Source organism: Shewanella algicola (assembly GCF_014648035.1).
GTDB lineage: Bacteria > Pseudomonadota > Gammaproteobacteria > Enterobacterales > Shewanellaceae > Shewanella > Shewanella algicola.
Map to the genome: position 1 here is coordinate 1 of NZ_BMQI01000042.1, position 13,994 is coordinate 13,994.

13 protein-coding genes and 1 pseudogene are annotated in these 13,994 nt (G+C 40.3%); 8 read left to right on the top strand and 6 right to left on the bottom strand.

Annotation, left to right across the window (positions count from 1 at the left end; genetic code table 11):
* Positions 1–282: 282 nt before the first annotated feature.
* Positions 283–729 (top strand): hypothetical protein, encoded by a 447-nt coding sequence (locus IEY42_RS16220; protein ID WP_188926214.1) that lies wholly within the window; start codon positions 283–285, stop codon positions 727–729.
* 394 nt (positions 730–1,123) lie between these two features.
* Here the strand turns inward: IEY42_RS16220 and IEY42_RS16225 are convergent, their stop codons facing one another.
* Entirely contained in the window at positions 1,124–1,600 is a 477-nt protein-coding gene (locus tag IEY42_RS16225) for a hypothetical protein (protein ID WP_188926215.1), read from the bottom strand.
* A gap of 207 nt (positions 1,601–1,807) precedes the next feature.
* On the opposite strand from IEY42_RS16225, the pseudogene IEY42_RS16230 reads away from it, so the two are divergent.
* Together IEY42_RS16230 and IEY42_RS16235 are read left to right on the top strand one after the other, a co-directional pair.
* A pseudogene (locus IEY42_RS16230) lies at positions 1,808–2,089 on the top strand (transposase); the annotation flags it as partial.
* Positions 2,090–2,513: 424 nt separating this feature from the next.
* Positions 2,514–3,551: a substrate-binding domain-containing protein gene (locus IEY42_RS16235; RefSeq protein WP_188926216.1), complete on the top strand. Its 1,038-nt coding sequence runs from the start codon at positions 2,514–2,516 to the stop codon at positions 3,549–3,551.
* 217 nt (positions 3,552–3,768) lie between these two features.
* On the opposite strand, the gene IEY42_RS16240 is transcribed toward IEY42_RS16235, so the two are convergent.
* Positions 3,769–5,025: a MipA/OmpV family protein gene (locus tag IEY42_RS16240; protein WP_229780113.1), complete on the bottom strand. Its 1,257-nt coding sequence runs from the start codon at positions 5,023–5,025 to the stop codon at positions 3,769–3,771.
* Between the two features lie 316 nt (positions 5,026–5,341).
* Here IEY42_RS16240 and IEY42_RS16245 point away from each other — a divergent pair, with 316 nt between their 5' ends.
* On the top strand, positions 5,342–5,884 hold the full coding sequence (locus IEY42_RS16245; RefSeq protein ID WP_188926218.1) for a DUF4287 domain-containing protein: 543 nt from the start codon (positions 5,342–5,344) through the stop codon (positions 5,882–5,884).
* A 200-nt stretch (positions 5,885–6,084) separates the two neighbouring features.
* Positions 6,085–6,714, top strand: coding sequence for a hypothetical protein (locus IEY42_RS16250; protein ID WP_188926220.1), 630 nt, complete (start codon positions 6,085–6,087; stop codon positions 6,712–6,714).
* A 268-nt stretch (positions 6,715–6,982) separates the two neighbouring features.
* Here IEY42_RS16250 and IEY42_RS16255 read toward each other — a convergent pair whose 3' ends face one another.
* Together IEY42_RS16255 and IEY42_RS16260 are read right to left on the bottom strand one after the other, a co-directional pair.
* Entirely contained in the window at positions 6,983–7,474 is a 492-nt protein-coding gene (locus IEY42_RS16255) for a DUF1097 domain-containing protein (RefSeq protein WP_188926222.1), read from the bottom strand.
* A 292-nt stretch (positions 7,475–7,766) separates the two neighbouring features.
* Complete coding sequence (locus IEY42_RS16260; RefSeq protein WP_188926224.1) at positions 7,767–8,018, bottom strand: hypothetical protein; 252 nt, start codon at positions 8,016–8,018, stop codon at positions 7,767–7,769.
* Positions 8,019–8,424: 406 nt separating this feature from the next.
* Between IEY42_RS16260 and IEY42_RS16265 the strand changes: the two genes are divergently transcribed.
* The gene (locus IEY42_RS16265; RefSeq protein WP_188926227.1) at positions 8,425–9,444 is read left to right on the top strand and encodes a GGDEF domain-containing protein; all 1,020 of its coding nucleotides are present in this window, start codon (positions 8,425–8,427) and stop codon (positions 9,442–9,444) included.
* Positions 9,445–9,501: 57 nt separating this feature from the next.
* Here the strand turns inward: IEY42_RS16265 and IEY42_RS16270 are convergent, their stop codons facing one another.
* Positions 9,502–10,335, bottom strand: coding sequence for a hypothetical protein (locus IEY42_RS16270; protein WP_188926229.1), 834 nt, complete (start codon positions 10,333–10,335; stop codon positions 9,502–9,504).
* 234 nt (positions 10,336–10,569) lie between these two features.
* Positions 10,570–10,941: a hypothetical protein gene (locus IEY42_RS16275; RefSeq protein ID WP_188926231.1), complete on the bottom strand. Its 372-nt coding sequence runs from the start codon at positions 10,939–10,941 to the stop codon at positions 10,570–10,572.
* 390 nt (positions 10,942–11,331) lie between these two features.
* Between IEY42_RS16275 and IEY42_RS16280 the strand changes: the two genes are divergently transcribed.
* Positions 11,332–12,882 (top strand): methyl-accepting chemotaxis protein, encoded by a 1,551-nt coding sequence (locus IEY42_RS16280; protein ID WP_188926233.1) that lies wholly within the window; start codon positions 11,332–11,334, stop codon positions 12,880–12,882.
* A 155-nt stretch (positions 12,883–13,037) separates the two neighbouring features.
* The gene (locus IEY42_RS16285) at positions 13,038–13,904 is read left to right on the top strand and encodes a pirin family protein (protein ID WP_188926235.1); all 867 of its coding nucleotides are present in this window, start codon (positions 13,038–13,040) and stop codon (positions 13,902–13,904) included.
* Positions 13,905–13,994: the final 90 nt, after the last annotated feature.

Consider the following 13,994-nt stretch of genomic DNA (forward strand, 5'->3'; position numbering starts at 1 on the left):
AAAAACTGGCACTAGTGGCCTAAATATCTACTTTTGATCTCAGTTAAAAATGGGGAGATTACCGAGTAATTTCAAGAAGATGTTAGAGTATTTTAGAATTGAGAGTCCAAAGGTCAGCAAGCGTCTAGTGCTGGTTGATTGGTACTAGGGTCGTGTTTTACACGAGTGAATATATAACTGAAGAGCCGGATGCGGTAGTTCCGCACGTCCGGATCTGTGTGGGGTCGGGTCAGTAATGGCCCGCTCTACCACGATCGTATCTTAAATATTGAGTCCTAATTTATGAAGTGTAAGTTTGAGTTAATTCCTACAATTGGAATAAATCCTATTAAATTAGGAGAAAGTCGTGCTTCAATTGCTGATTTAATGAATGCGACTCCTGATAGTTTTATGAAAACACCCATGAGTAAGTATCCAACTGATGCATTTTTCGATTCTGGTTTTCAAATATTTTACGATGGTGATAATCCAATTGTAGATAGTATTGAGTTATCGCGTGGCTGTGGTTTTGAAGTGATGTTATCAGGAGTCTCTGTTTTGGAAGTTCCTGTAGAAGAGGTTCTAGTAAAGGTTAAAGAAGTCACAGGTATAAAGCCAATTACAGAAGATGATGGCTACTCTTACGAGATACCTAAATTGGGTTTGTGGTTTTGGCGCCCAGATAATGAAAGTGACGAAGAAGAAGGAATGTATTTTTCAACTGTTGGCATTGAAACCGCGGACACGTAACAAGTGCATTAAATCGGAACAAAAACAGTTGGCTATGTTTCGAGCCTCAACAAATTTTAGCCAACAATTTTTGTCCGTTTATGCGGGCGTTAGTGCGTCAAGCAAAGCTTGATGCATCTTGCAGGGTGTAAGTCCCTGTCAGGTAAGGTTTAACTACAAATTATGGGTGGCTTCTTTTCCCTGTGGCTTCTTTTCCCTTGAAGAATGCTGCCTGACGCTTTTCATTTTTTTGAAATAGCAGAGGGGGACTACGACCAAATGGATTTAGGAGGTAGAGCGACGCAGGAAGTTAAAGCCGAGACATTTATCGGTTAATCCTCAAATGGTGAAATTCAAGGCTCTGAAAAGTCGCTCTATTAATGCTTAAAGTCCAAATGAGGACGACGATTAAGGACTATTGGCCTGCCTTCACTTGTGCCTTGCAAAACTCACCGAGGAATATCGAGTGCCCTGAACAATGTTTTTTTACTAACGCAGAAGGCACTTGCTTGTTGGTGCAGGTTTTTTGAAAGTCAGCTTCATATACAGGCAGAACGTCTTCGTATACCTTCATCTTTCTTTCGTGGTGTTCCTGCATTTTATTGGCATGGTCCAATTCTTTCGTTAATGCTTTTTCGCGATCGGGTTCAATCTGATCATTTTCTTTGAGTAAAATCAACATAATTTTATTCGCTTCCAATGAGTATTTTTTTCCATCCGTAAAGTTATTCGATACTTTGCGTTCGGTGTCCTCTAGCCGCTCTGCCAGCATCATACAGAGACGGAAGTGGTATTCATCCATCTGCTCTTTTTCTTCGGCAACTGCAGCACTCGTATTGCCAATGACGCCTGCGACAAACGCTAGCAAAACGGTAGAGATAAAGCGATTCATACTTGCCTCCCTAATAACACTCATTATCTACCATCACGTTAACGCCTCACACGCATAGATGCAACGATAGGGTTGAGCCCCTTTGCTAAATTGTGAGCTGTAACAAGAGCTATTCGTGGTTTTAATTAACATTGCTATCCATTCCGGCTGGCTAAATAATAAACACTCAACCATGCTTTATTTACCTTTCACAAACGGTAATTAAAGATGGCCAGACCAAGACAGACAATCGTTAGTCTAGAAGATACGCCTTATTATCACTATTGCTCGAGTGTGGTGCGTAAGGCATTTCTTTGTGGAATTGATAACTCTACAGGAGAGAATTTTGAGCATCGGCGTGAGTGGGTTGATTCACGCATTCTTGAGTTAGCGACCACCTTTGCCATCGATATCTGTGCCTACGCTGTGATGTGTAATCATTTGCATGTGGTGTTAAAGGTTGATGCTGATAAAGCAAAACAGTGGTCAGATAAAGAAGTGTTAATTCAATGATATAAAGGCTTTAAGGGCACTGTACAGAGGATTAAAAATAAAAGTCGTTATATTTCTCTATATAATCATGGGTGGCATCTTTAAAAAAGAACCTGTGATGCCTGTATTTACCGGTTCTGCCTAACATCCTCACCCAGTGTTATTTGAATGCCTGCCAAAGTGTTTGATGCTTGGGATGACCTAAAACAAGTTGCCATAAAGTTAAAAATCAAATTAAGACAAGTATTTAAAAATGTGAACCCATTGGCGACTTAATGATGTAGCCATCCAGGCTGTATGGTCGATTTGAAAACACAACAATGTCGATTAACCCACACGTCTATGTTCAATAATATTTTTTTATCTCATATCTTTAAGTGAATCCCTTTGCTATCTTTTATTGTAAAGCAGAGTAGTGCTCTGATTTATCTCAGGAGGTTATGTGGCGAGACTACTCGTATTGTTGATTGTCTTTAGTGTTATCCCCATATCTTCTGTCTATGGAAAAGAGTTGAAGCTTGCTGTGGTACCTAAATTTAACAGTGTTTTTTTTGAGCAAAGTAAAACTGGTTGTATAGATGCCGCCGCTCAAATAAAAGGCGTGGAATGCATTTATCGGGGACCCTATATAAGTAACGTTAGGATGCAAGATCAGGTAATAAATCAACTGATTGATGAAGGTGTAGATGGTATTGCTGTAGCCATTACGCAATCTAAATATCTCGTTAAAAATAGTCTGAAGAGAGCGAAAGAATTAGGCGTACCAATTATTACCTATGACTCTGATTTTGATGCTTCAATCAACGAAGACCCTAATAATTTACGCCTAGCCTATGTAGGCACTGACAATTTTGAATTGGGTAAATCATTAGGTGAAGAGTTAAAAAAACTTCGGCCCAATGGGGGGACACTAATAATGCAATCTGGACGACCAGATTCTCCCAATTTGAATTTAAGACTGATGGGAGTCCGTTCCGCATTATCCGGAAAAAAATACGATGCACCGCCCGGAGAATTGCTTAATAACGACTCGGGTTGGACCGAAGTTAGAGAACCTTTTTTTAATTTTGATCAACTTGAACGATCTGTTAAGCAGATGGAATCGGTTTTGAAAGGTAAGCCTGTAAAAGCAGACTCCTTTATTGCAGTAGGTGGTTGGCCGCAAAATGACCAAGTGCTTTACCGTCAAATGATTGCTCCATATCAGGCAAAAATTAATGACAACAAGGTCATTATTGTTATCACTGATACATCTTCTGAACAATTAACGATGTTGGGAGATAATCTTGCTCATATCAATATTGGTCAAAACCCATATGAAATGGGTAGACAAGCCATTTTGACATTGCATAAGATTGTCACAGAACAAAAATATGAGAAAATAATTTACACGCCAATTACAATTTGCACGCCAGACAACTTTAATACTTGTACCAAGAATGTGGAGTTGAAAATCTTTAACTTTACCAAATTCAAATAATTACCAGCTTCAAATCATTACATGATCCAAAAGCATTTGATGCGCGAGTATTATCTCGATTCACTGGGAGCGTCCATATATGGCTTATTTAAGAGGCGGACGGCTTGTTACGTTTGCTTGCTTAAATAAAAAGGCAGGCTTACCCTTTAAGCTGCGTTCACTCACAATGCCACCTATGTATTTATATGTAATGACTTAAAATGAGGGTGGGTGCTTTTTAGAAGTGCCATTGCACGTAAACCGTTTGGTAATTACTGCCACCTTTAATGCGACCAAATGCAGAGCTTGTTTCAAAAATCCCAGAGCGATGATGAATGGCATATCCTAACCACATGTTGTGCAAATTCGAGTTATCCAATAGATCGCCCATGTTAACGTCGAAAGAGAAATCAAGGTAGTTCAGTAATTTTGAGGGGGTATAACCTTTTTCTTCAATCTCAGACCCTTCAATATAAGTCAGGCTGCTGACATAAGAAACCCCTTCTGCTACACCGAGTCTAAACCTCGGCCCTAGTTCGAATGTATAAAATGCTTTAATCGCGACGACACCTTCGGCTAAATCATTTTGCACCGCAGAGCTGTGATGCCATACCACGCCAGGGGTAAAGTAAAGCTCAATAGGTAAGGTAAACAGAGTTTTGGTTAATCGAGTACCATAAAACAACGAACTCATTTGATTATTGTATCGGTCAGAACGTGTGTTCCAGCTTAATATCTCGTTGAGATTAGACGGCGTTGCCCAGCCGTGTGAAAGCCTTAAAAACTCATCGTTGTCATCACTAAGGGGCGTCGAGTGATAGTGTTGTTTATTAGGCTCAGGAAAGAAAGCGACACCTAAAAATGATTCATATTGATAAGCGTTATCTATGGTTGGTAGATTCGATACATTGTCTTCTAAACGCCCAACGCCAAATTGACCAAGTAGATACAGATTACTGATCAAATGGTATTGCGCTTCTAGTCCTGCGTTAACCTGAATACCGCCGCCCACGTCATATTGTTCTAATCCATAATAATACTGGTTAAAGTCATCGCTTTTCCATTGGAATTCTGCGTAAGGTGTGAGTTTCCAATCTCCTTGTTGCCAGTGATATTTTGTGCGCGAATACACATAGCCACGCTTGTAAGAGTCTGATAATAATGCGACATCAGCCTCCCATGGCCCGTGGTTGAATTTATATTGCAAACCAAAATCGAAGGCTTGAGCTTGAGATTGGTTTTGTAACTCTTTTGGTATATCGACGAAGCGAAAGCGGGTATAGGCATTAATCTGGTGCTCGCCTTGTTGCCATAAATGTACGCCGCCCTCCATGCCATTGATAAAAATGTATTCATTTTCAAACTTCAATAGTGGCAGCACATCGTAAACTTCATCTTCTTCTACTGCATAGGGAATATCGCCCCGACGAATACCGATAGCTATACCCCAATTATCAGTATTATAGTTAGGCTGCTCTTGCGAGGTTTTTTCCACGGCGAGACATAAAGGTGCTATGAGTGATGCCAAAAGAGCTAGGGTGTTGAGTCGTTTAATCAATGTCATTATTTTCATCAGACAGTGGGGCATAACTATAGAATGCTACAGATGAGTCAAAAATCAAGCTCCTACCTTGGAATAACTGAGTTGTGTTCTGCTGTGGGACTCTCCATTCACCTTCGGCCTGTCGAAGAATGGGTGGCTCATTACGGGAAAGCTTTAGGAGTGCTAAGCTCTGATAGTATGCAACGGCAGCATAACAATGTGTTTTCTGCATAGTAGGTGTTATGTTTTGAAGCAAAAGGAGAAGAGTATGGATCAAGCACTGCAAACGATGATTGATAATATGCCTGAAAAAACAGGTAAAAAATTAACAGAGTGGTTTGAAATATTAAAACAAGAAAATTTTGTTAAACACTCTGAAGCTGTAACGTTTTTGAAAACAGAGCACGGTGTAACCCATGGTTTTGCCAATACCATTGTGACCTTGTCAAAGGACACAAAGGATTCTCCTGAAGAGTTAGTATCAAATCAATATGGTGGTAAAGAGTCACTTAAACCCATTTATGATTTATTGATTTCAACCGTACAAAAATTGGGTGACGATATTGTCATTACGCCTAAAAAAGCAAGTGTCAGTATCATTAGAAAAAACCAATTTGCGTTAATTAAACCAGCCACTAAAAAAAGAATAGATTTAGGCTTGAAACTGAAAGGGGTGGCAGTACAAGGGCGCCTAGAAAACTCCGGGCCATTTGGCACTATGTGTACCCATAGAATACAGCTAAAAAATCTAACCGAAGTTGATAATGAAGTGATTGAATGGTTGGCTAAAGCATATGAAAGCTCGGTTTAATCAACAACTCACTGGTGCTTATTCGTGTGTGACCAATGCCAATACTGATTAAATGCTTTCCCTAAGCAGCTTAGCTAAGCACTTTGTGAATGCACGCTATTTTTCAGCGCTTTATCTAGTTTGCAATAATAATGTCGACATAACAGACTGTGTGGCAATTGTCTTTTAAAGCTGTAAAAGCGTAAGCGGAAGTCATAAACATGCCACACAAGGACCAACCTCTTAGCGTCAAAATGGCGGCCCCTTTTTGTATATTACTGTTGGTGGTATTGTTGTCTCAGGTGGTGGGAGTGTATGTCAGCAACAGCTTTTTAGCATCGGGCGGATTTAAAGGTTATTGGATTTTAAGCCGGTTAGTATTACCTTTTATTGTGGTGTTTTTGCTGGCAATACCGTTAAAGCATCTGTACTTTTCTCGGCCCACGATTAATCGTGAAACCTTGATATTTATGGGTGTGCTTTTTGGGCTTTTGCTGTGTTTGTTTATATATTTACAATTTTTTGCTGCAGATTACTTATCCCACTACCGCCATGGTCGTTCGTTAGAGGGGCTCAGAGAGTCAGGTGCATTTCAACGTTTTTTAATTTTTACCGCGTCGACCATTATTGGATGGGAGATAATTCATCGTGGTTTTTTACTGGGTGGCGGGCAATATTGCTTAACCAAGCACTATAAGGTTAACCCTGCCGCTGCAGCGGTCATAATGACCATTATTGTTTGTATATTCGAAGTGTTATCCCACATCAAAAAACCGATTTATGAAGCTGTAGGGATGATATTTTCCTCGCCTTTATTGTCTTGTTTAACCCTCAAAACCCGCAGTTTATGACCTGCGTTGACTTTCCATTTACTCATAGAGCTCGCGTTTGGTTTTTCGGCCTTTTATTACTCAGTCAGTTAATTATCGATGTGCTAGCTGAGACTCAGCGTGTAGTGCCTGATTACTGATAATAAAGTGATGATTGCACTACATTGAACCGAGAGGAAAAGTGGGTTGGAAACCACAGAGGTTGGCATCTTATCGTTATTGCTGACCACATATGAATGGATGTGATCAGCTAAAAATATGAAGGCATCATTATGTAGGCTGTAGTTATTTAGGCTTCTTCTGCCGTTTTATCTTTTAATGAATCAGCTGTTTTATCTGTTAGCGTGATAAGTACGCCAGTTAACAGACTCATGCTATAGCCAAGCATTGCACCAATCATAAGTGGCGGAACAATAGCAGCAATATCGGCATTTAATGCGAATGTGATACAGCAGCCAATAAATGTACCAGGAATAAACGCAAAGTTTTTATTGCTGGCTTGTAGGCACATAAACGCAGTCACAATACCGGTTAATGCATAGCTAATGATAGGTGAACCCAATACACCGCTGCCTGCAATAATTAACCATCCCCAAAATACACCTGAAAGATTAGTCATCATTGCCATCATCATGCCTTTTACGCCTGTTTCAGTTTGCGCAAAAAATGTGCTGCAACCTAGAAAGCCGACCCATGTGACCAGATGAAGCACATCAGCAAGACCAGCCCAAACAGCTGCTAATAAACCTGCAGAAATTGCAATTTGCCAACGATGCGCCATAGTCGCCTCTCAATGTTAAATTTAGAACGGTGAGTTTTAAATTTAGCACAATAAGTAAAATTTTTGCAGTTTTAGTTTTACAAAAAGCGATCCCGTTCGCAAATAATCGTAACTGCTAATTAATGCTAAACGCCCAGTTTTAGGCCTGTGTAGCTTTTTTTGTAACGATATTAGGCGCTTGATGTTGTGGTTGTATCGCTGTGATAGCCAATTGGTTATTTAACATTAATAAGTGAGCCAGGCGGTATAAGACAGAATTAAAGTGTGCAGGTGCATACCGGTGATGACTAGGTTATTTAAAAGTAACTTTGCCTCCAATCATTTTGAGGGCCGGTGCACCACGAATTAAACATTCTCGAGCAAAGGTTTGCCCACATGCGGGGCAAGTGCAAGCAACTTGAGTCAAGTCTTCTGTAATACGCTCTTTAAAGCATTTTATGAGTGCCCCCTTGCCACCTTTACGGTACTTAAAAAGTTGCACTTTACATTTAGCGCAATAAATATCGACAGTGCGTGTAGGGCCTTTTTTATTGGGTTTTGCCATTTTATTTTTGGTTTTTTATGGTTAGCAAACTTGGCTAAATGAGTTGTTATTATAGTATGATGAATACCTGTTCAAATTTGAACTAGAATTAACTGATATGTCATGCTAGGGACAGCAAATTATTTAGGTTGTTTTACGGCGCGTAGGTGAACCATTATTGATACTGTGAGTTCCAAGGTAAGCGTTGTGTGTTAACGCCATGCAATATAAAAAGTGAATAACACAATAAACATCATTAATAAAAGACACTGTTCTTAACAGCGTTTAGATAAAATTTGATACGTTATCTAGCGTGTCTGCCAACTCTAGACTAATCTTTGGCTATCATATAAAACTCATTAAAATCATGGCCATCTTCAATTTAGCCACTTAGGCAGCTGTGACTCAATACAGGACTACTAGATTAATGATCATCCCCAACTTGTGGGCAACTGAACTTGAGTATCGTCGTACAGTGTTAAAGGCGGTGTTAATTGTAATCATTATTGCAGGCAGTATTTTTGTTGTTAATAACTGGTTCAGTGGTTTTCAGATCTATGCCATGGTTGAGCTGGCAGTAGTATTTTTGTGTATTGGTATCCTCGCTATTCATAAGCGCACAACTAACTTAACCCTGTGGTGTTGTATATTTTTATTTGCCCTGTATACGGTCATTCTTATTGGCATTTATAGCGCCTCGTTTAATTCGGGGCTGTTTACTTGGTTATTTATCATTCCTGTTTTGTCGTACCTGCTACTGGGCATTAGGCTAGGCACCATTTATACCAGTGTGTATATGGTGGCAGGCATTGCGGTTTTAATGTATGACTTAATATACAATATTGCTGATATTTACCCCATTACCATTGCCAATATCGTGCTGTGTTTAGCGGCCATTTGGGCGTTGTCTTATAGTTATGAATATAAACGAGCCGAAGCAGTAGAGCGCTTGCAACAAATGGCCTCTCTTGACCCACTTACAGGGTTAAATAACCGCTTACTATTGGATTCTATTTTTGAGATGTTGTGTCAAAGCCTGACGCAGGAACAATCATCTGTCTCTATGCTGTTACTTGACTTAGACCACTTTAAAAAAATTAATGACGAATTTGGTCATGATGTCGGTGACAAAGTATTAGTTGAGGTATCAACAATAATCAGTGATATGCGACGTCGTAATGATTGGGCGTTTCGTTTTGGCGGTGAAGAGTTTTGTATGTTAATCCCTAACACAAACATGCGACAGGCTGAAAAAATTGCTGAACGGTTAAGGCTGGCGATTGATAAAATTACGGTTATTGACGGCTGCCCACTTAATATTACCATTAGTATTGGGGTAGCGCGTTGGCCTGATGATGGTAGCCATTTACCCCAGATATATAAAGCCGCTGACGAAAGACTTTACAAAGCGAAAGCTCAAGGGCGAAATCAGGTGATATCGGAGTAATATTACAAACAACCTAAACGGATTACGCAGTCGCCTGGTTGATAATATCGGTGAATATTAATCCGTTTTTTTGACTTTATTGACTCTATTATGGATGGCTTCTGTCAGCTGCTGCTTTTGCTTATCTTCGCCACAATACTCTGCAAAACCTAACCCCCAACCATGAGGATTAACCTGGGTAGCCAGATTGACCACTGTGTAACAATAATCACCTTGTTTTACGATTCGATTAGGATCTAATTTGTGATTTAAGGTATGGGGTTGGCTTGTATCCGTTGGCGTGGGGGCTAACTCAATAAAATTCAAAGTCGCATCCATCTCACTTAAACTGCCTCTTGGTTGATGTTGCGCTGCGGTTTGCTCGCCAACAAGCTGCTCAAACTCAAGTTGATTTTGTTGCTGTAGATATTGGCTTGTAGCCTGTTTCATTGAGATTGCAGCATTAAAAGCATGAGTTGATACCTCTGCAGCAGGGGTTGTGGGTGTATTCGTTTTATTGGGTTTATTTGGCGCTGATGAATTTGTTGTGCTGGTGACAACTGGCGCTATTTGAGTTGCTTCATTGTTAATTTTGAGCAGGGGCTTGTGAGCATCGGATTTAGCTTGAGTGGGTTGTGCTGGCGGTTGACTGATGGGTTCAGAATAACTTTCGTTTAGCATCGACTGGTATTGCTGCGAGGTAATAAGGTAGCTTTTAATCGCGCTGTGTTTTATTGGCGCTTTGATTTCGGCCACTCGGCGTTTGGTATCTTGTTGCCAAAACCAAGCTATTAGCAATATTAATATGCTATGAATCACAATTGCGTAAAACAAAGGCGTGGCTAGGCGTTGTGGATTAACCGAATTAGCTTGTCTGTTGCTGCCTTCTCGCGTTGCTGTGATGCTATCCATGTCACTAAAATATCGTTTATTTTATGGGTGTTAGGTTTGATTGTTAATAGAAAGTAAAGTTCAATTTGTTATAAAAGGAAAGGGGAGAGTGGGTTGTTATGTCAATCCATTTGACGAGGTAAAATGCGTTTGTGTAAGCTGCGTTAAGATTTACTCGCCCTAAAACAAACACACCAAACTGACATATTACATGAGTTAATAAGTGTGAGCTTATCGAAAAGCAAACCGATCACGTTAATCTGTTTTAAGTGCTTTAACGGTGAGTCGCTCTTGATTGGAGAGTCTGATTTGTATGCCATCAATGGTGGTTATCCGCTGCTCTTCAATATCTTTTTTACGCACCTGGTAACTGGCTGTCATCGCTTCAATGGGAGATGAAATCGTGACTTCTACAATCGTATTATCATCATACCAGCCCCAGCCCCAATATCCTGCTGTTGCCAGCATTGACACGGCGATCATCGCATAGATAGCTATCTTGCTAAGCAGGGGTGTTTTTTCAATTTCAATCGTTCTGGTGTACTTGACGTTGCGATTGCGTCCTCGTCGTAAATACACTACGGCACCCAGAATCACTAAAAATGTAATAAGGATTTTTGTTAGCACGCCACATTCCTTTAATCATAAACTAACCTTGATTATACGGTGTTTTACATCCTTTACCGTTATCTAGTACACATCATGAGTAAGCCAAGTATGATTGCTTAGAGCTGATACCTGTCTTGTTGAGGTTTTGCTCAATACTCATCAGAGCAATGTTATCGGTTAATGCTTCAACATACTGGGTCAGTCTTTAACGGTGAGGTAAAAGCAATAAACCGTGTTGTATTAAGTATGAACTGGCTCAGTTTCGTTATTATTATAATGTGACTTATTTCGTGAATATTAAAAATTTTGGTGCTTTTCTGATTAAAGTCGCCGGAAATCACATAAAAGTCATATTGATTGATTAATAATCATATTCTTGTCCTACATAAAAAAGTTAACGACATCAATATGGCTATAAAAGAAATTATCAATGAGGAAGTCACCTATCCGTCAGATTATAAAATACTCTCTACCACAGATTTAGACAGTATTATTACTCATGTGAATGAAGACTTTATTAATGTGTGCGGTTACAGCAAAGATGAGTTAATTAATCAACCACATAACATTGTACGCCATCCTGATATGCCCAAAGCTGCTTTTGCTGATTTATGGAATACCATCAAGCAAGGACAAAGCTGGATGGGACTGGTAAAAAATCGGTGTAAAAACGGTAAATATTATTGGGTCAACGCCTACGTTACACCAATAAAACGTAATGGCAGTATTTGCGAATATCAATCAGTAAGAACACAAGCAGATCCTGAACTCACTCAGCGTGCTCAGGCTTGTTACGATGCGATAAATGCTGGTAAAAAGGCCAAACCTAAATTGGGTGCCAGTATTATCACTAAGTTATTTTTCACTTGGTTGTGTTCTGTCATCCTGTTTGTCTGCCTACCTTATTTAAGTTCAACATTTGCAGTTTTTGGGTTTGTTGCTGCTGTTATGTGCTTTTGCATGCCACTTTATTTTCTGAAACACCGTTTTGCAACCGTGATCGCAGTGAGTAAGTCAATACATAATAATCCACTGAACCAATTTGTTTATACAGGTCATGTCGATGAGTTATCTCATTTAGAGTTAAGTTTACGGATGCAAAAAGCAGAAACGCTTGCGGTTGTAGGGCGTATTAAAGACAGTGGTGAACATCTTCAGCAAGGATTGGATGAGCATCAACAGCAAAATAATGCCAACCAAAGTCAGCTTGTTGAGCAGTCACAAAATCTTGAGGAGGTTGTTACCTCTATTGGGCAAATGAGTTCATCTGTTACTGATATCGCACAAAATACAGCAAACTCAACTACAGAAATTCATCAATTGGTTTCTCAAATACAAGCCACTAAAGAGGCGCTGACACATAGCCAAACCGCAACATCAGAAATTAATAATTTACTCGCTGAGTCGCGCGTGGCTATTTCGTCATTAAACCAGCAGTGCCAAAATGTAAATAAAGTGGTTGAGGTCATCGAGGAGATAGCCAAGCAAACTAACTTATTGGCGCTTAATGCCGCAATTGAGGCCGCTCGTGCAGGTGAAACGGGCAGAGGCTTTGCTGTTGTCGCTGATGAGGTGCGTAATTTAGCCAGTCGCTCGGCAACATCAGCAAGCGAAATTCACACCATTATTAATACACTTAGCGAAACTACCGCTCAGGCAGTGACCCAAATGGATAAAAGTCATGTACTGACTAATAAGAGTATTGATTCAAGCAAAATGCTGGATGAAAGTTTAACCTCAGTCAGTAATGTTATGGCCATTATAGAAAATAACGGTGAGCAAATATCGGTAGCGGCGGAGCAGCAAGCTGTTGTAGTTAATCAAATTCATACTAATGCGATGACTTTACAAAGTGGCATTAAACAGTTTGAGCAAAATTGCCAACATGCGTCGCTACACAGCCAAGATATTAGTGCCCAAGGGAGCAGGCAAACAGAGTTGGTGGCGCAGTTTAACTAACCTGATTCAGCTGGCTAGAGTCGCTTGCCGTGTTAGCCTCTTGAAAGCCTAAAAAAGTATCGATTTTATCGACAGTAAATCACACTATTATGCCATTTTTATTCGGTTAGAGGCCTGCTATTCTGTTACAAATAGGTTCATAGATTGAGGTTTGCATGAGAGTGATACAGCGTTTTAGTGCCTTAGCGGCAATGGACGGTGATGGTGTAAACATCAGTCGAGTGTCTGACTTTGAGCGGCTTCGCTTTGATCCTTTTTTAATGATTGATGAAATCAAATCTAACGAGCAACAAGATTTTATCGGTGGTTTTCCGCCACACCCTCACCGTGGTGTCGAAACCTTTACCTATATCCGTAAAGGTGGATTTGAACATCGCGATCAAATGGGTAATGTTAAACCAATCCGCGCCGGTGATGTACAGTGGATGAGTACCGGCCGTGGCGTTGTGCATTCTGAAATGCCAATAGCCGATGCCAATGATGGTCTGCATGGGTTTCAGATTTGGCTAAACATGCCAGCTAAAGACAAAATGCGCCCGCCAATTTATCAAGACAGCACTCACTGCATTAAACCACAACAGAGTAATGAACACGGCGCGACCCTGATAGCCCTGGTTGGCCATTGGGGTTTTAATCATAGTCTAGGCTCTATCGATGGACCTATTCAAGGGCTAGCTGGGGAGGGGGCGATAGCTGATTTGACCTTGAATGGACACGGCTACGGTACACTTAACCTTGAACGTTATCACACCGCGTTTGTATATATATACCAAGGTGAAATCCATTACGTGGATGAGCTGGGACTGCGTGAAACCTCAGGCGAAGGGCAATTGTTACTGCTAGATTCCGTTGAGTTGTGTCATTTTCAAGCAGAAGCTTGTGGGGCTGGCCTATTGATTTTTGCAGGCAATCCTATTAATGAATCAATAGTGCAAATGGGCCCGTTTGTGATGAATACCCAAGCCGAAATAGACCAAGCGGTGCGTGATTATCAGCAAGGGCTTTTTGGCCAGATAGAATAGTCAGCTAATCATAAAATATCCCTGTTTGAGAGAAAGATTTGTCAGCGAAAGCTGAAGAAAATTGCTACAATAGCGCGTATACCCAATCAA